Source organism: Streptococcus sp. KR, assembly GCF_002238115.1.
In the GTDB taxonomy this organism is placed as follows: Bacteria; Bacillota; Bacilli; order Lactobacillales; family Streptococcaceae; genus Streptococcus.
In genome coordinates this window covers 49779-67360 of the sequence record NZ_NGVM01000008.1, presented here as the reverse complement: position 1 = coordinate 67360, position 17582 = coordinate 49779, and the positions used below count along the sequence as shown (strand labels likewise).

The window sequence follows — 17582 nt, the reverse complement described above, 5'->3', positions numbered from 1 at the left end:
ACAGTCTTTTCTCTCACAGAGAGCTTGTGGTTGCTGGAAACAAGCAGAGAAAGCTGTAAGGTTGGGTCCATCTGAAACGAGAGAAGAAAACATAATTCTCAAGGGAGTGCCCTTTATCGCACAGCCTGTTACAGGAGGTATCTGAGACAGGAATGAGAGATAGGAGAAATCCTATAATTGAGGTGGCACCGCGAATTTCGTCCTCACGCAAGTTATTTTGCGTGGGGATTTTTATATGTTTACCGCAGATATTGCGATTAATTTTTTAAATATTTTCAATAAATAGGTCGTTATAGAATATTTACGAACGAAGTGAGTTTCTAAAAGCTGTTTCCCGCCATAGTGGTATCCTATAGAAGCAAATATGCTTCTATAGGACGGAATTTTTGAGAGTAAAATAGTTCGGGGAACTATTTTAGCCTGAGCCTAGAAATGAATGAGCGAGGAGCTCAAAAATTAGGTCTTTCATTTCATGGATTTCTAAAATCATCCACTGGATAATTTTACCTCCCGTCCGCACTATTTAAGGGAAATAGAAAAAAGATAAAAAATTAAAAATAAGGAACTGAAAGGGAAATACAATGGAACGAATCATTCATGGAGATGTCTTATCACCGATCTTAGCTTATATGCGCCTAAAGGGGCAACACAAGGTTATTTTAGAAAGTATTCCGAGAGACAAGGAAACAGCTCGTTTTTCTATCTTAGCCTATAATCCTGTTTTTGAGATTAAGTTTGAAAATGGAATTCTCTATCAAAATGGTCAAGTGATTGATCGGGATCCCTTGGATTTCCTTTATGAAGTGACTCATAAGAGCCAGCACCATTCAGAGCTACCTTTTGGTGGTGGGGCAATTGGCTTTGTTGGTTACGATATGATTTCGCTTTATGAAGAAATTGGTCAAATCCCTCAAGATACAATTGGGACTCCAGACATGCATTTCTTTGTCTATGAGAGCTACATGGTCTTTGACCACAAGAAGGAAAAAATCCATGTCATCGAGGAAGCTCTCTATAGCGAGCGTAGTCAAGAAGACTTGGAAAAAGCCTTGAACCAAGTGCTTGAGGAATTACGCATCCCTGCTCCAAATGAATTTGAAGACTTGGATTTATCTCCGCTGGACTTCAAACCGCATATAGCTCCTCAGAAGTTTGAGGAAATGGTGGAAAGAGCTCGTGACTTGATTCGTAATGGAGATATGTTCCAATGCGTGCTCAGTCAGCGTTTCTCAGCAGAAGTTACTGGAAATCCATTTGACTTCTACAGAAATCTCCGCGTGACCAATCCATCCAATTACCTCTATTTCTATGATTTTGGGGATTATCAAATCATCGGTGCTAGTCCAGAAAGTTTAGTTTCAGTTAAAAATGGCATCGTGACAACTAATCCAATTGCGGGAACGAGACCAAGAGGGACTACGGATGAAGAGGACAAGGCTTTGGCGACAGACCTACTTTCTGATGAGAAGGAAACAGCAGAGCATCGGATGTTAGTAGACTTGGGGCGTAATGATATTGGTCGCATCTCTGAAACGGCCAGTGTCCAAGTCACTAAGTATATGGAAGTGGAGCTCTTCCGCTATGTCATGCATTTGACCAGCGTGGTCAAGGGGCGTTTGCTTCCAGAACTCACTGCTATGGATGCTTTGAAAGCAACACTTCCTGCTGGAACTGTTTCTGGAGCACCAAAAATTCGAGCTATGAGACGCATCTATGAACTGGAAACGGAAAAACGGGGCGTATACGCAGGAGCAATCGGCTACTTGTCTGCGACGGGTGATATGGACTTCGCTATTGCCATCCGAACTATGATTCTCAAAAATCAAACAGCCTATGTGCAGGCTGGTGCTGGGATTGTCTACGACTCCATCGCCCAAAACGAATACCAAGAAACCATTAACAAAGCTAAATCTATGACTAGAATTGGAGAACTAAGACCATGATTTTATTGATTGACAACTATGATTCTTTTACCTATAACTTGGCCCAATACATTGGGAATTTTGCAGAAGTTCAGGTCTTGAGAAATGATGATCCCAAGCTGTATGAAGAAGCTGAAAAAGCAGATGGTCTGGTCTTTTCTCCTGGTCCTGGTTGGCCAGTTGATGCTGGTAAGATGGAAGATATGATTCGTGACTTTGCAGGCAAGAAACCGATTCTAGGGATTTGTTTGGGCCACCAAGCCATTGCAGAAGTCTTTGGTGGGAAGTTAGGTTTGGCTCCAAAAGTTATGCATGGGAAACAGAGTAATATCAGCTTTGAAGCGCCATCTGTTTTGTATCAAGGTATCGAAGATGGCCGTGCGGTCATGCGTTACCACAGTATTTTGATTGAAGAAATGCCAGAAAACTTTGAAGTGACAGCTCGTTCGACTGATGACCAAGCCATCATGGGGATTCAACATAAAAACCTACCGATTTATGGCTTCCAGTACCATCCAGAGAGCATTGGAACGCCAGATGGCTTGTCTTCTATTCGGAATTTTATCGAGAAGGTTGTAAAGTGAGGAAACTAGGATGAAAGAGATTATTGAAAAACTAGCAAAATTTGAAAATTTATCAGGTGTGGAAATGACGGATGTCATTGAGCGTATCGTAACTGGGCGTGTAACGGAAGCGCAAATTGCTTCTCTCCTTTTGGCTCTTAAGATGAAGGGGGAAACACCTGAAGAACGCACAGCCATTGCCCAAGTCATGAGAGGGCATGCCCAACATATTCCAACTGAAATTCATGATGCCATGGACAACTGTGGTACAGGTGGAGACAAGTCTTTCAGTTTTAATATTTCCACAACTGCAGCCTTTGTCTTGGCTGGTGGCGGTGTTCACATGGCAAAACACGGTAACCGCTCGATTTCTTCTAAATCGGGTTCTGCAGATGTCCTAGAAGCCTTGGGCATCAACCTAGACCTCAAACCAGCTGAACTAGGTAAGGTCTTTGATAAAACTGGCATCGTCTTTCTCTTTGCTAAAAATATGCACCCAGCTATGAAATACATCATGCCAGCTCGTTTGGAATTGGGAATTCCAACGATTATGAACTTGACTGGTCCCCTGATTCATCCAATGGCCTTGGAAACACAGCTTCTTGGAATTAGTCGTCCAGAACTGCTAGAAAGTACAGCTCAGGTTTTGAAAAATATGGGTCGCAAACGTGCCATCGTGGTTGCTGGACCAGAAGGATTGGATGAAGCTGGTTTGAATGGAACAACCAAGATTGCCCTTCTTGAGAATGGCGAAATCACCTTGTCAAGCTTTACTCCAGAGGATTTAGGGATGGAGCGCTACGCTATCGAAGATATCCGTGGTGGCAATGCTCAGGAAAATGCAGAAATTTTGCTCAGCGTTCTTAAAAATGAACCAAGTCCATTCTTGGAAACGACAGTCTTAAATGCAGGTCTTGGTTTCTATGCCAATGGTAAGGTAGCTAGCATCAAGGAAGGAGTTGCCTTGGCCCGCGAAGTCATTGCTAGTGGCAAGGCCCTTGAAAAACTCAGACTGTTACAGGAGTACCAAAAATGAGTCAGGAATTTTTAGCACGAATTTTGGAGCAGAAGGCGCGTGAGGTCGAGCAAATGGAGCTGGAGGAAATCCAGCCCCTGCGCCAGACCTATCGCTTGGCTGACTATCTAAAACAACATCAAGAACGCTTGCAGGTAATCGCTGAGGTCAAGAAAGCTAGCCCTAGTCTGGGAGATATCAATCTCGATGTGGATATTGTGCAACAGGCCCAGACTTATGAAGGAAACGGAGCAGTGATGATTTCTGTTCTGACAGATGAAGTTTTCTTTAAAGGACATTTGGATTATCTACGGGAGATTTCAAGTCAGGTACAGATTCCGACCCTCAACAAGGATTTTATCATTGATGAAAAGCAAATTATCCGCGCTCGTAATGCAGGTGCGACAGTCATCTTGCTCATTGTGGCAGCCTTGTCAGAAGAACGTCTTAAGGAACTTTATGACTACGCGACGGAACTTGGTCTGGAAGTTTTAGTGGAGACTCACAATCTAGCTGAACTAGAGGTAGCACACCGCCTTGGAGCTCAAATTATCGGGGTTAATAACCGAAACTTGACCACCTTTGAGGTCGATTTGGAGACCAGTGTAGACTTGGCTAAACACTTCAAAGATGATTGCTTGTATATTTCTGAATCAGCTATTTTCACAGGGCAGGATGCAGAGCGAGTAGCACCATACTTTAACGGCATTTTAGTAGGGACAGCTCTCATGCAGGCAGAAGATGTAGCCCAGAGAATCAAGGAGTTGCAGATTGACAAAGGTTAAAATTTGCGGATTATCGACCGAGGAAGCGGTGGGAACAGCCGTTTCAGCAGGAGCGGACTACATCGGCTTTGTCTTCGCACCTAGCAAAAGACAGGTGACCTTGGATCAGGCTGCTGAGCTGGCAAAGATTATTCCGTCAGACGTAAAAAAGGTTGGGGTATTTGTTTCACCAAGTCGGGTAGAACTGCTAGAAGCGATTGACAAAGTTGGTTTAGACTTGGTTCAAGTTCACGGTCAGATAGCGGATGATGTGTTTGAGGATTTGCCCTGTGACAGCATTCAGGCTGTGCAGGTGGATGGAGAGGGGCATGTGCCTCATTCTCAGGCAGATTATCTCCTCTTTGATGCCCCTGTGGCAGGAAGTGGCCAGACCTTTGACTGGGGGCAACTAGATACTACTGGACTAAATCAGCCCTTCTTTATCGCAGGTGGGCTTAAGGAAGACAATGTAGTACAAGCAATTCAACACTTTACTCCCTATGCAGTAGATGTATCGAGCGGAGTGGAGACAGATGGACAAAAAGATCATGAAAAGATTAGAAGATTTATAGAGAGGGTAAAGAATGGCATATCAGGAACCAAATAAAGATGGATTTTACGGAAAATTCGGAGGACGTTTCGTCCCAGAAACATTGATGACAGCAGTTTTGGAGTTGGAGAAGGCCTACCGTGAAAGTCAGGCAGATCCAAGTTTCCAAGAGGAATTAAACCAACTCTTGCGTCAGTACGTGGGGCGTGAAACTCCCCTTTACTACGCAAAAAATTTGACTCAGCATATCGGCGGAGCCAAGATTTATCTCAAACGGGAAGACCTTAACCATACAGGGGCCCACAAGATTAACAATGCCTTGGGACAAGTTTTGCTTGCTAAACGCATGGGTAAAAAGAAAATTATCGCTGAAACAGGTGCTGGTCAGCACGGTGTGGCAACTGCAACTGCTGCAGCCCTCTTTAACATGGAATGTACTATCTACATGGGTGAGGAAGATGTCAAACGCCAAGCCCTCAATGTGTTCCGTATGGAGCTTTTGGGAGCTAAGGTTGAGGCAGTGACAGACGGTTCGCGCGTGCTCAAAGATGCGGTCAATGCAGCTCTTCGTTCATGGGTGGCTAATATCGATGATACCCACTATATCCTTGGTTCTGCCTTGGGGCCTCACCCATTCCCAGAAATCGTCCGTGACTTCCAAAGTGTCATCGGTAGGGAAGCCAAACAACAGTACCGTGACTTGACAGGTCAAGATTTACCAGATGCTCTAGTAGCCTGTGTTGGTGGTGGGTCGAATGCTATCGGGCTCTTCCATCCATTTGTAGAAGATGAGTCAGTAGCCATGTATGGGGCTGAAGCAGCTGGACTTGGTGTGGATACGGAGCACCATGCAGCTACCTTGACCAAGGGTCGTCCGGGTGTCCTTCATGGTTCTCTCATGGATGTGCTCCAAGATGCCCATGGTCAAATTCTTGAAGCCTTCTCTATCTCAGCAGGTTTGGACTATCCTGGTATCGGTCCAGAACATTCTCACTACCACGATATCAAACGTGCCAGCTATGTCCCTGTGACAGACGAAGAAGCCTTGGAAGGATTCCAACTCTTGTCTCGTGTGGAAGGGATTATCCCAGCCTTGGAATCTAGCCACGCTATTGCTTTTGCGGTGAAATTGGCCAAAGAACTCGGTCCAGACAAGTCCATGATTGTCTGTCTATCAGGTCGTGGTGACAAGGATGTGGTTCAAGTCAAAGACCGCTTGGAAGCAGATGCAGCAAAGAAGGGAGAAACTCATGCCTAAGACACTAACAGAAAAATTGAACGCTATTAAAGCAGCTGGAAAAGGAATTTTCGTTCCCTATATCATGGCTGGAGACCATGAGAAAGGTTTGGATGGACTCGGAGAAACAATCCACTTTTTAGAAGATTTGGGTGTCTCTGCCATTGAAGTGGGCATTCCCTTTTCAGACCCTGTTGCAGATGGACCTGTTATCGAAGAAGCTGGCTTGCGCAGTTTAGCCCACGGGACTTCTACCCAGGCTTTGGTTGAAACCTTGAAAACCATTGAAACAGAGGTTCCGCTGGTCATCATGACCTACTTCAACCCCCTCTTTCAGTACGGTGTGGAGAATTTTGTTAAAGGTTTGGCAGATACAGCGGTTAAGGGCTTGATTATTCCAGACCTGCCTCATGAGCATGCCAACTTTGTAGAGCCTTTTTTGGCAGACACAGACATTGCTTTGATTCCTTTAGTAAGCTTGACCACAGGGATTGAGCGTCAGAAAGAGTTGATTGAAGGGGCAGAAGGATTCGTCTATGCAGTTGCCATCAATGGGGTGACAGGGAAATCTGGCAATTATCGTGCAGACTTGGACAAGCACTTGGCACAATTGCATCATGTGGCTGATATCCCAGTCTTGACAGGTTTTGGCGTATCTAGTCAAGCCGATGTAGAACGCTTCAATGCGGTGTCAGATGGTGTTATCGTTGGTTCGAAAATTGTAAAAGCTCTCCACCAAGGAGAGCCAATTCAGGACTTTATCAAACAAGCAGTAGCTTACCAAAAATAATTACACAAGCCGCGAGTAAGAGGAAGGGCACGAAAGGAAGTCTTTCCTTTTTCTTTTGCAGGAGAAAGGCTAGGATCCCTGTTGCAGAAGCAAACTGAATCAAGATAAGTAACTCCGTTGCGCTAAAGACGATAGCACAAGAAGCTAAAAAGAGAAAATCCCCTGCGCCCATGCGGATATCGATAAAATGAGCCACAATTCCAAGGACAAGGAAGAGGACCATGACTAGATTCCAGCCAGAGAAAGCCATGAGGATTAGGTGAAAAGTCAGCCAGACTAGTAAGGGATATTCCTGATGACGGAAGTCGTAGATGCCCAGAGTCAAACCAGCAGTGATTAGGATGACTTGCCCCAAGGAAAGAAATCCCCAAGAGCAAACCAGAAAAAGGAGACCTAAACCTAGTTCAAGAAGGGCATACCAGACTGGATAAGGAGCCTTGCAGTAGCGACAGCGAAAGCGATTGAAGACCTGCGAGAGAATCGGAATCAAATCTAAGGGATGCAAGCGAGTCTGACAGGCATCGCAGTGGCTAGCTGGTAGGATAATGGATTGCTCTGGAAAACGGTCAATGACCAAACCAAGAAAGGAAGCGAGAATGCTCCCGACAAGAAAAAAATAAAAATCAATCATACTTATCTATTCGTAAAAAATAGGAGAAGTAGTATAATGGAGAAACATAGACAAGATAGTGAGGTCGAGATGACAATTCGTTTTGAAGAAAATGTGAGCACAGAAAATGCTCAGCTCGTATGCCAATGGTCCAACTCCCTGGGGAAAGATTTTCAGGAACAATGGATGGGACCAAAGATTCCTTTTCCACTGACCCTTCAAGTTTTGCAAGAGTTGGAAGGAATCTTTTCAATCTTTGAAGGACAAGAGTTTGTGGGGGTTATCCAGAAAATCAGGCAAGAAGACAGCAATCTTCATATTGGACGCTTTTTTATCAATCCCCAGAAACAGGGACAAGGCTTAGGTAGGCAGGCTTTAAGGAAATTTGTTAGTTTGGTCTTTGAAAATGGAGACATAGGTAGTATTTCTTTAAATGTCCTCGAAGCAAATCAAGCAGCCCAGCACCTTTATCAAAAAGAAGGATTTGAAATCGTTCAAATGGTTGAAGCACCTGTACGAAAATACATCATGAAAAAGGGGAGATAGAAGCAAACAGCCTTGAAATCAATGTTGACTGCGATGATGAACCTGAATCAGCCCCTCAAAAGGGACTGTATATGAATGAACGTTACCAGTGTTTAAAAACTAAAGAATATCAGGCACTTTTATCTTCCAAGGGTAGACAAATTTCCGCTAAACGTAAGATTGATATGAAATCTGTCTTTGGGCAGATAAAGGTTTGTTTGGGTTATAAGAGATGTTATCTGAGAGGTAAGCGCCAAGTGAGAATTGACATGGGATTTGTACTCATGGTCAACAACCTGCTGAAATATAATAAGAGAAAGAGGCAAAATTAAAAAGCTAGAGTTCCGCAATTGGAAATCTCTAGCTTTTTGTTTTCTGAGAATCATCTTGACTCAAACTCTTTTGACTAATGTTACTAAAAAGATAAAGTAACTTTTAGCCTTATTTATTGTCGCCACTCAACATGTTTTTAACACCTTCGATAGCGCCTTCTACAGCGTCTTTGGCATCTTCAGCAACTTCTTTTACTTTAGAAACAACTTTTTCAGCTGTTCCTTCTTTTTCCATTTTTTCATCACCGATGGCTTTACCAACACCTTCTTTAATAGAACCTTTAGCTTGATTTAATTTTTCTTCTACTGACATGATAATTTCTCCTGTTATATTTATTTTATCTTAGTTTACACGAGTTCTTTCGTGAGATACTACACCATTTGCTGCACCTTTAACAGCTTCTACGCCTTCGCTAACTTTTTCTTGAACAGTTGAGAAACCAGATCCAAGACCAGATTTAGCTTTTTCGAATTGTTCTGAAGCGAATTCTCCTGTTGATTCAGCAACGTCAGATACGCGATCTTGAAGGCTTACTGAGTCTGCTTCATGTTGTTCTTTAGTTTTGATGTCGACAACGTTTACGTTGATTTCAACAACTTCCAAGTCAGTCATTTTAGCAACTTCTGAAGATACGATTTCTCTGATTTCTGAATATAAAGCTGGAACATTTTTTTGGTACTCAGCAATAATGTTTAAGTCAACTGCAACTTGTGTTTTACCAACTTCTACGTTAACACCACTTGTTACGTCATCGCTGTTAACGATTTTTTCTTTAAGATTTGAGAAGAAACCACCGTCGATTCCCAAAAGACCTGAAACGTTTTCTAGTGACAGACCAATGATTTTTTGGATAACTTTATCTTCGTAAGTAAGTTCTCCTTTGATTTCGTGAGCTACAGCAGTAGCATCTTTCTTTTCTACGTTAGTGTTAATGTTTTTTTCGTTTGACATATGAAACTCCTTTAATTAAATTAGTAATTTTTATTTATCTATATAGTTTTTTTCGATATATAATCCAGCTGCAACTCCCAGTGCTCCTAAAATCAATACAAATATTGTTTTGAAGAAGCCAAAGGAGATAATCAAACAAGCGAGAAATACGCCTATGAGACCTGCGATTATTGGATATCGATATTGTTTAAGCCATTCCATTTTTTACTTCCTTACTTCACACGACTAACAGTCTTTTTGTTTTGAGGTTTTGGTTTAGGCTGGTAGTCTTTTACTAGAACTTCTAGTTTAACCTGACGCTCAATACCAAAAAACTGCTTCAATCCATTAGTTATTTCATTTTGAATTAGTTGGCATCTGTCAGCGATGTTGTCCGAAGGAAGAATTTTACCTTCTACATGAACGAAACATTTATTTTTTCGTAAATTTACATGAACAGTTGGGTTCTTGATCAATCCATGATCACTTACCAAACTTCTAACAAAACCTTCGATTGCAGAATTCTTTAATTTTAATGTATCGTTTTTAGTTTCAAGTTGAATTTCCAAATAACGTTTAGGATAAAACAACACAACTAACATCGATAACAAAACTAAAGTTGATAGAGCCACTATCCCCCAGAATATATATCTAGAGAGATAAAATTCAACGAAATGATTCTGTCTCCAGCTAAATAGCTGAATGCCTAGATCACTAACTTGATGATAATCTATCAAAACAGGAAGGAAAATTGTCAAGATTAAAATACAGAAAATAATTAAAAATATTTTCTTTGTTTTTGACATATACAATCCTTTCGATTTAACATTAAACTATTTTTAACCGTCTAATCTATTTAAAAATAGTTTATTCTACAAGTAATTATTTTTTACCTGTAAAGAATGATACTACAGTAACAACAATTGCTGCTCCTGCAATAGATGGGATCAAAGCCATTCCAGCGATGGATGGGCCCCAACTACCTAAAAGGGATTGTCCTACAGATGACCCGACTAAACCAGCGAATACATTTGCGACGATTCCCATAGAACTACTTTTTTTAGTGATTCTACCTGCTACAAGTCCAATAAGACCTCCAGCAATGATTGACCACAATATTGCTTACCCTCCTTTTTTATTTTAATATCAAAAAATAAATCAATTCCTTTGATTATTGCTATTGTATAATTTTAATATAAAATAATCAATTATTTTGATTATTATATAATTTTAATATAAAAAAATCAAATTCTTTGATTGTTGCTATTATATAATTTTTAAAATTAAAAATATAATCTTTCGACTTGAATTTGATTCTGTATTCACGCCCTCAATAGACGGTAAAATAAGAAAATTGTTTATATATTGCCTCCGTAGTGTTATTATACGAGATAAAGGATCTTAGTAAAAGTCGTTATAGCATGCTATACCTATTCATTGTGGTATAATTGCAGGAGGTTTAATCCGATAATTTATAAAGAGAGAAAGACATCCATGAGAGATTTATTATCTAAAAAAAGTCATAGGCAATTAGAATTATTAGAATTATTATTTGAACATAAACGATGGTTTCATCGTTCTGAACTAGCAGAGTTACTAAATTGTACAGAACGTGCAGTCAAAGATGATCTATCCCATGTTAGATCTGCTTTTCCTGACTTGATTTTTCATTCTTCTACTAATGGTATACGCATTATTAATACCGATGATAGTGATATTGAAATGGTTTACCATCATTTCTTTAAACATTCAACTCATTTTTCGATTTTAGAATTTATCTTCTTTAATGAAGGTTGTCAAGCTGAAAGTATTTGTAAAGAATTCTATATCAGTTCATCTTCGCTCTATCGTATTATTAGCCAAATTAATAAAGTGATTAAAAGGCAATTTCTATTTGAAATCAGTCTGACCCCTGTTCAAATCATTGGAAATGAGAGAGATATTCGTTACTTTTTTGCACAATATTTTTCAGAAAAATATTATTTCCTAGAATGGCCATTTGAAAATTTTTCATCAGAGCCCCTATCTCAATTGTTAGAATTGGTTTATAAGGAAACAAGCTTTCCAATGAATTTGTCAACTCATAGAATGCTAAAGTTGCTCCTAGTTACGAACCTATATAGAATAAGGTTTGGTCATTTCATGGAAGTAGAGAAAGACTCTTTTAACGATCAAAGTTTGGATTTTTTAATGCAGGCAGAAGGAATAGAAGGTGTTGCTAAGAATTTTGAATTAGAATACAATATCTCTTTAGATGAAGAAGTTGTTTGCCAATTATTTGTGTCTTACTTTCAAAAAATGTTTTTCATAGATGAAAGTCTCTTTATAAAATGCGTAAAAAAGGATAGCTATGTTGAAAAATCTTACCATCTATTGAGTGATTTTATTGATCAGATTTCAGCCAAGTATCAGATTGAGATTGAGAATAAGGATAATCTGATTTGGCATCTGCATAATACCGCACATCTGTATCGTCAAGAGTTGTCCACTGAGTTTATTTTATTTGATCAAAAAGGGAATACAATCAGGAATTTTCAAAATATTTTTCCTAAATTTGTTTCAGATGTAAAAAAAGAGCTTTCTCATTATTTAGAGACTCTTGAAGTTTGTTCTAGTTCAATGATGGTAAATCATCTATCTTATACCTTCATCACTCATACCAAACATTTGGTGCTTAATTTACTACAAAATCAGCCAAAGCTGAAGGTTCTGGTTATGAGTAATTTTGATCAGTATCATGCCAAATCCGTTGCAGAGACACTTTCTTATTACTGTAGCAATAATTTTGAACTTGAAGTTTGGAATGAATTAGAATTATCAAAGGAATCTTTAGAAGAATCGCCTTATGATATCATCATTTCTAATTTTATTATTCCTCCGATTGAAAATAAGAGACTGATCTATTCAAATAATATAAACACGGTCTCACTCATATCTTTGTTAAATGCCATGATGTTTGTTCGATTAGACGAGTAACTAAGAATAACAAAAAACGCTAGATAGCGTTTTTTTGTGATAAGAAAATAATTTCATCAATATTAGACTCAGAATATCCTAACAATCTTGTCATTTTTTTGTTCAGAATAACAAAAAAGCCTTATAAATCAAGGCTTTTTCCTGTTGTTTAGATGCCCCCTACATGAATTTGTAAGAACTTTTCATATTGAAAATAAACAAAAATGTTGAAATATAGCTGATTTTAGGGAAATACTTTTAGGTATTTTCAATGTCAGGATTTAAAAATGGGGCAAAAACGAATAACTAACATTTGGTTTGAAAACCTATAATACCTAATGATTGGGCCATACTAGATATATAGTGTTGTTATAAATAAATGTCAGTGCGAGTTCAAATCGGAGGATAAAATGGAAAAACAAATTAATGAAAAAAAGCCTTGGTTCCCAAAGCTTTTTAATCTTATAAACTCATTAAAACAACTCCCAGTAAGGTGTGGAATGTTTTTTAGTCTGTGTCATATAAAAATAAATAGAATGAATAGCTATAGCTAGAGCTAAAATGGTTGTAATACTTACTACTATTATAGGATTAGAAGCAAAGATTAAAGAGAGAATCAAGGCAGCCAGATAGAGTGTAGCTTGGACACAGTAGTAACTTTTCGAATAGCGAAGATAGTGTTTGTTATAGGGCCCATTTGCTAGGACAGCAGCTTGGAAGAGGCCAATTCCGATATAAAAGAAGCTGGTTGCAAAGAGAAGATTAGTTTCAGGATTCAGAAGAAAACTCATCGAAACGGTCATCATAAGAAGTCCAATGAAAATAGGATAGTGACTGTAAATTAGAAATAGTCCCTTTTGATTAGATTCTTCATCAATAGCATGGTCGAATTGAACAAAATAAAACAAGAACAGAGAAAGCATAATAATGAAATAAAGAACCGAATAAATCGAGAAATTCTCGATTGTAAAGAAGTTAACTAGCCCCATAATCATCTCTCCAAACGTAATAATGACAAGAAGGGAGATGCGCTCGATTAAATGGGGGAGAACTATCTGGAAATGATCATCTTTACTAATCGAGGTAATTGGCATAATAAATGTTAGCAGAATACTAGCATAAAGGATATAGACTCCAATGTAAATAGGAAGAAGAGCTGCTAGATAGATTTCTAAACTTCGTAGACCTGTTATCCATAGAAAACCTTTGATACTTTCCCTATGAACATTATCGGTTGATTTTTTAAAAAACTCAACCAAATATTGAAAAAATAAGGTAAGGGTTAATGTACCAATAGCCCAACAGACATAATGAAAATATTGTTGCCAATCATCTTTAATCAAATTGGATATAAAGAGTAAAAGTCCCATATTGATAAACATGATTACCATGTTAAATAAAGAGTTCTTTCCATAGCGATTGGTATAAACGGTTTGAATCATCCAGGCATTGATGAGAAGCAAGACAGACATGAAAAAATCAAGCAAAGAATTCCAAGTCAAAATACCGTTATGAAGATGGTGAATTAAAGCAGTTACTTTTGAAATCGCAAAAACAAAAACTAGATCATAAAAAAGTTCTGAATAATTTACACGTTTATGTTTAACAAGAGTTGTCATCTTAAGACCTTTCTATTTTAGAAGTACAATTTATTATAACATAAAATGGTAATGAGAGAAAAGAAGATGCTTAAATAACTTCATGTGGCGCGAATTGTCAAAACCTTGGAGCACATTTACCTCACGTACCAGCTTACAGGCGGAGTGTTTGACGATTGATAATGAAGTACGTGTATTTTGAGGCAAAAGATTTCGAGACTCCATTACGTAACTCCCATATATAAATAAAAAATGATTGTTTCATTATAGCAAATCTAAAGAAACACGCTAAAAAGCAACCCTGACGAGTTGCTTAAAATCCTATTAAAAATTAACTTTGTCAGGATCATCCTGAGTTTTGATGCCTTGAATCTTATCCAGGACTGCCATATCTTCCTCTGATAAGTCGAAGTCGAAGATATCTAGGTTGCCTTCAATATTTTTAGGTGTTACAGACTTAGGTAGTGGCAAGAAACCTTTTTGAAGGCTCCAACGCAGAGCAACTTGTGCCACAGATTTACCGTTACGTTCAGTCACTGCTTCAACATCTTCATTTCCAAAAATGCTACCTGTACCTAGTGGACTATAGGCTTCAAGAAGGATATCGCGCTCTTGGCAATAGGCAACTAAGTCTTCTTGGTTACAACCTGGAGCCAAGAGGATTTGATTGACATGTGGAACAATTTCAGCTGTTTCAATAAGAGCTTCTAGGTGGTGTTGCATAAAGTTAGACACACCGATAGCACGCACCTTACCTTCTTTGTAGGCTTCTTCCATAGCCTTCCATGCACCCGCATTGCCAGCCTTCCAATCATCATTCTCACGAAGCGCCTTTGGATTAGGCCAATGGATAAGTAAAAGATCCAAATAATCCACACCAAGTCTTTCGAGAGACTCATCGATAGAAGTCTTAGCTAACTCGTAATCATGCTTATCATTCCAAAGTTTGGTAGTTAGGAAAATATCCTCACGTGCCAAATTACTATCAGCAATCGCTTTACCTACAGAAACCTCGTTACCGTAAATTTGTGCGGTATCAATATGTGTGTAACCCGCCTTAAGTGCGAAGCTAACGCTGTTATAGGCTTCTTCGCCTTCGGCAATTTGCCAAGTTCCAAAACCAATTTTAGGAATAGCAACCCCATTTGCAAGTGTATATGTTTCCATGATTTTCACCTTTTCTTTTTTTAATAGTACTATCTTAAAGAAGATAAGGCAAAAATGCAAAGATTTGCTACGGCTATTACTATGAATAGTTCCTTACTTCTTTTTCCGCTGTTGGTAACATCCTTTGGAGATATTGCTACTTTGGAAAGAATGAATTTGTTGGTATTGTAAAATACAATCTTCAAGACCGCGACATTATTATCAAGAGCCTGAAATATTTTATTCAGTATTATAGGAGGTTTAATACTCTTTCTCATAAATTTGTCCCTCCAAAAAACAAAACGTCTATTCGGATGGTACCGATAGACGAAGAATGTATCAAGATATTACAAGTCCTAAAAATTGAACAAGAGAAGGCTAATAAAGAGCTAGGAATCAAGAATAGGTATAAAATGATTTTTCAGCATTATGGATATGCCTACGATGTTCCAGATATTGCAACAGTCAATAAAGCTATAAAAGTAATGTTGAAGGAATTGCAAATTTCTCCATTGATTACTACTAAAGGAGCTAGACACACTTATGGTAGTTATTTATGGCATAATAATATTGATTTGGGAGTTATTGCGAAAATTTTAGGACACAAAGATATCTCTATGCTGGTTGAAGTTTATGGTCACACATTGGAGGAAAAAATTAGTGAGGAATTTATGGCTGTGAAAAGTTTGTTGTAAAAACACGGCAAATTGCACGACAATTTTTAAAAGGAAAGCAAAAAAGCCTTGTAAATCAAGGCTTTTTCCTGTTGATTTAGATGCCCCCTACAGGGATTTGGAAAGGACTTTCATATTGAGAGCAATTAAAAATATTGAAATATAAGTGATTTTAGGTATTTTCAATGTCATGATTTAAAAATGGGACAAAAGTGGGGCAAAAACCATACAGATTCTAAACTGTATGGTTCTTTTTTTATCTAACCAAGAAAGGTTAAAACTTATTAAAACAAATGCAATCAACTGTTGAAAACTTTTTAGTCCGTGTAATATAAAAACAAGTAAAAAGTTGAACTATAGGGAATATTGTGTCATAATAGGTAATAGATGAATAATTAATAGATTGGAAATAATGCTTTCTTACCTTAACAAGTTGAATTGGTTATACATTTTTTCGTCGCAATTGTGTCTATCTCTCGAGTTTAGCTAGTTTTTATAAGCTCTGGTTTCTAATCAATATAACAAATTTTAGAAGTGCATAAGACAAGATGGTGACATTACTACAGTCATTTCTAGTCACCATATGTTGCTGGCACAGGCTGTTTGTAGTGTTGGCTATTTACTAGTCAGTTTAATCGGAGTGTTTAATTTTTATTGTTGAAAGGTTTTTATATGGCGAAAATTCTATCTTTAGGTCTGACAGGTAAGAAATTACTTGCTCAGGGGTTCTTGTTTGTTCTGCTAGGTCTCATCTTGATGGTCACGGGGACTTGGTTGCCAGTAAAGGTTATTCGACTGGTTCTGTTTTTAGCTTGGATAGCAACGGTCTTAGATTTAGTATTACGTATTTTCAAAAAAAGTCAGTCAACGGACACCTTGGGAGTTGCACTGGTTAAATTGTTAGTGCTGGGATATTTGCTTGGCTCCAATCTTGCGACGGATGTGCCGATTTATATTTTGGCTCTTGTGATTGGAGTTTATCAGATTTTTCATGCTAGTATTAACCTTGTCACCTATGTTCTCTACCGCAAAAACAAAATTCGACCTCGTTTTCGTCTCTTACTAGATGGACTCGTACTAGTTTTTCTTGGTGGGACTAGTCTTTTGTCCTCTACAGGAAATTCTGTCTTTCAACTCTTTGTATTAGGGGCTTATTTTTTCCTTTATGGTGTGTCCAATATCCGTGATGGTTTCTTGTTTGAGGAGGAAATTGGGAAAAACCATCTCAAACGTCGTATTAGAATTAGCTTACCTATTGTCCTAGCCGCTCTCATCCCTGCAAGAACTTTAGCAAAAGTTAACAAATTTATGCTGGAAAATGCTGATGAGGAAGAAGATATCCATCTTGGAATAGTGAAGTCTGGTAAGACAGCGGAGCTTGAAATTTTTGTTCATACAGCTGAGACCTCTCTGTTTTCGGCAATTGGTCATGTGGATATCTGCTATCAAGGCCGTGTTATTTCTTATGGCAACTATGATCCGTCTTCTGAGACCTTATTTGGCATGGTAGGAGATGGTGTCTTATATTTCTGTGATCGTGACAAGTACATTGACCTATGTAAACGTGAGAGTCAAAAAACGCTTTTTGGTTATGGGATAGATTTGACGCCTGAAATGGAAAAAGCAGTTCAGAAAAAGTTGGCTGAATTGAAACAACTGACGATTCCATGGGAGCCAAGTGCAGATAAAATCATGACAGGTGATGGTAAGGAAGACTACACCTACGCTTATAAAATCAGACATGAGACAGATGGGGAACTTTATAAATTTATCAAATCTAAGTTTAAATCCTACTTTGTCTTATCTACAAACTGTGTGCTCTTGGCTGATACCATAGTCGGTCAGGCTGGCACCGATATCCTCTCACCCAAAGGATTTATCGCTCCAGGAACTTACCAAGCCTACCTTAATCGAGAGTTTGAAAAACCAAATAGTATAGTCGTATCTAAACATGTTTATTAAGGAGAATT

General features: G+C 38.6%; 18 protein-coding genes, 2 pseudogenes and 1 other annotated feature (1 of these 21 only partly in view). Of the genes and pseudogenes, 12 read left to right on the top strand and 8 right to left on the bottom strand.

Annotated elements, in window-relative coordinates; genetic code table 11:
• Positions 1 to 208 (top strand) — a binding site (T-box leader) (it extends 18 nt beyond the left edge of the window).
• A gap of 373 nt (positions 209 to 581) precedes the next feature.
• The 7 genes from trpE to trpA are packed head-to-tail and all read left to right on the top strand — an operon-like array spanning position 582 to position 6841.
• Positions 582 to 1943, top strand: a complete 1362-nt coding sequence (gene trpE, locus CBI42_RS04560; RefSeq protein ID WP_094753354.1) for an anthranilate synthase component I — start codon at positions 582 to 584, stop codon at positions 1941 to 1943.
• On the top strand, positions 1940 to 2506 hold the full coding sequence (locus tag CBI42_RS04555) for an aminodeoxychorismate/anthranilate synthase component II (protein ID WP_070842873.1): 567 nt from the start codon (positions 1940 to 1942) through the stop codon (positions 2504 to 2506). Before trpE ends, CBI42_RS04555 begins: the two co-directional genes overlap by 4 nt.
• 10 nt (positions 2507 to 2516) lie before the next feature.
• Positions 2517 to 3521: an anthranilate phosphoribosyltransferase gene (trpD, locus tag CBI42_RS04550; protein WP_023943869.1), complete on the top strand. Its 1005-nt coding sequence runs from the start codon at positions 2517 to 2519 to the stop codon at positions 3519 to 3521.
• Positions 3518 to 4285, top strand: coding sequence for an indole-3-glycerol phosphate synthase TrpC (gene trpC, locus CBI42_RS04545; protein ID WP_094753353.1), 768 nt, complete (start codon positions 3518 to 3520; stop codon positions 4283 to 4285). The genes trpD and trpC overlap by 4 nt, the downstream gene beginning before the upstream one ends.
• The gene (locus CBI42_RS04540; RefSeq protein ID WP_094753352.1) at positions 4272 to 4871 is read left to right on the top strand and encodes a phosphoribosylanthranilate isomerase; all 600 of its coding nucleotides are present in this window, start codon (positions 4272 to 4274) and stop codon (positions 4869 to 4871) included. The genes trpC and CBI42_RS04540 overlap by 14 nt, the downstream gene beginning before the upstream one ends.
• Positions 4849 to 6072, top strand: coding sequence for a tryptophan synthase subunit beta (gene trpB, locus CBI42_RS04535; RefSeq protein WP_042768740.1), 1224 nt, complete (start codon positions 4849 to 4851; stop codon positions 6070 to 6072). The genes CBI42_RS04540 and trpB overlap by 23 nt, the downstream gene beginning before the upstream one ends.
• Complete coding sequence (gene trpA, locus CBI42_RS04530; RefSeq protein WP_094753351.1) at positions 6065 to 6841, top strand: tryptophan synthase subunit alpha; 777 nt, start codon at positions 6065 to 6067, stop codon at positions 6839 to 6841. The genes trpB and trpA overlap by 8 nt, the downstream gene beginning before the upstream one ends.
• On the opposite strand, the gene CBI42_RS04525 is transcribed toward trpA, so the two are convergent.
• Positions 6813 to 7472 carry a prepilin peptidase gene (locus CBI42_RS04525; RefSeq protein WP_094753350.1) on the bottom strand — a complete coding sequence of 220 codons (660 nt, stop codon included), beginning with the start codon at positions 7470 to 7472 and terminating at the stop codon, positions 6813 to 6815. The genes trpA and CBI42_RS04525 overlap by 29 nt on opposite strands.
• Before the next feature lie 69 nt (positions 7473 to 7541).
• On the opposite strand from CBI42_RS04525, the gene CBI42_RS04520 reads away from it, so the two are divergent.
• A complete protein-coding gene (locus tag CBI42_RS04520; RefSeq protein WP_049499338.1) occupies positions 7542 to 7997 on the top strand; it encodes a GNAT family N-acetyltransferase in 456 nt (151 codons plus the stop codon).
• Between the two features lie 41 nt (positions 7998 to 8038).
• Positions 8039 to 8308: pseudogene (locus tag CBI42_RS04515) on the top strand (transposase); the annotation flags it as partial.
• Positions 8309 to 8417: 109 nt separating this feature from the next.
• Here the strand turns inward: CBI42_RS04515 and CBI42_RS04510 are convergent.
• From CBI42_RS04510 to CBI42_RS04490, 5 genes are all read right to left on the bottom strand, one after another.
• On the bottom strand, positions 8418 to 8621 hold the full coding sequence (locus CBI42_RS04510) for a CsbD family protein (RefSeq protein WP_000109960.1): 204 nt from the start codon (positions 8619 to 8621) through the stop codon (positions 8418 to 8420).
• A 30-nt stretch (positions 8622 to 8651) separates the two neighbouring features.
• On the bottom strand, positions 8652 to 9260 hold the full coding sequence (locus tag CBI42_RS04505; RefSeq protein ID WP_049499294.1) for an Asp23/Gls24 family envelope stress response protein: 609 nt from the start codon (positions 9258 to 9260) through the stop codon (positions 8652 to 8654).
• A gap of 30 nt (positions 9261 to 9290) precedes the next feature.
• Positions 9291 to 9461, bottom strand: coding sequence for a DUF2273 domain-containing protein (locus tag CBI42_RS04500; protein ID WP_000455064.1), 171 nt, complete (start codon positions 9459 to 9461; stop codon positions 9291 to 9293).
• A gap of 11 nt (positions 9462 to 9472) precedes the next feature.
• Complete coding sequence (amaP, locus tag CBI42_RS04495; protein ID WP_023946078.1) at positions 9473 to 10045, bottom strand: alkaline shock response membrane anchor protein AmaP; 573 nt, start codon at positions 10043 to 10045, stop codon at positions 9473 to 9475.
• Positions 10046 to 10121: 76 nt separating this feature from the next.
• Entirely contained in the window at positions 10122 to 10358 is a 237-nt protein-coding gene (locus CBI42_RS04490; protein ID WP_094753349.1) for a GlsB/YeaQ/YmgE family stress response membrane protein, read from the bottom strand.
• A gap of 375 nt (positions 10359 to 10733) precedes the next feature.
• Here CBI42_RS04490 and mgaSpn point away from each other — a divergent pair, with 375 nt between their 5' ends.
• Positions 10734 to 12215, top strand: a complete 1482-nt coding sequence (mgaSpn, locus tag CBI42_RS04485) for a virulence factor transcriptional regulator MgaSpn (RefSeq protein ID WP_094753348.1) — start codon at positions 10734 to 10736, stop codon at positions 12213 to 12215.
• A 452-nt stretch (positions 12216 to 12667) separates the two neighbouring features.
• On the opposite strand, the gene CBI42_RS04480 is transcribed toward mgaSpn, so the two are convergent.
• A complete protein-coding gene (locus CBI42_RS04480; RefSeq protein WP_094753347.1) occupies positions 12668 to 13813 on the bottom strand; it encodes a low temperature requirement protein A in 1146 nt (381 codons plus the stop codon).
• A 303-nt stretch (positions 13814 to 14116) separates the two neighbouring features.
• Entirely contained in the window at positions 14117 to 14959 is an 843-nt protein-coding gene (locus CBI42_RS04475) for an aldo/keto reductase (protein ID WP_007521108.1), read from the bottom strand.
• A gap of 221 nt (positions 14960 to 15180) precedes the next feature.
• Between CBI42_RS04475 and CBI42_RS04470 the strand changes: the two are divergent.
• Both CBI42_RS04470 and CBI42_RS04465 read left to right on the top strand, forming a co-directional pair.
• Positions 15181 to 15633: pseudogene (locus CBI42_RS04470) on the top strand (tyrosine-type recombinase/integrase); the annotation flags it as partial.
• A gap of 651 nt (positions 15634 to 16284) precedes the next feature.
• The gene (locus CBI42_RS04465) at positions 16285 to 17574 is read left to right on the top strand and encodes a hypothetical protein (protein WP_004256070.1); all 1290 of its coding nucleotides are present in this window, start codon (positions 16285 to 16287) and stop codon (positions 17572 to 17574) included.
• Positions 17575 to 17582 lie beyond the last annotated feature (8 nt).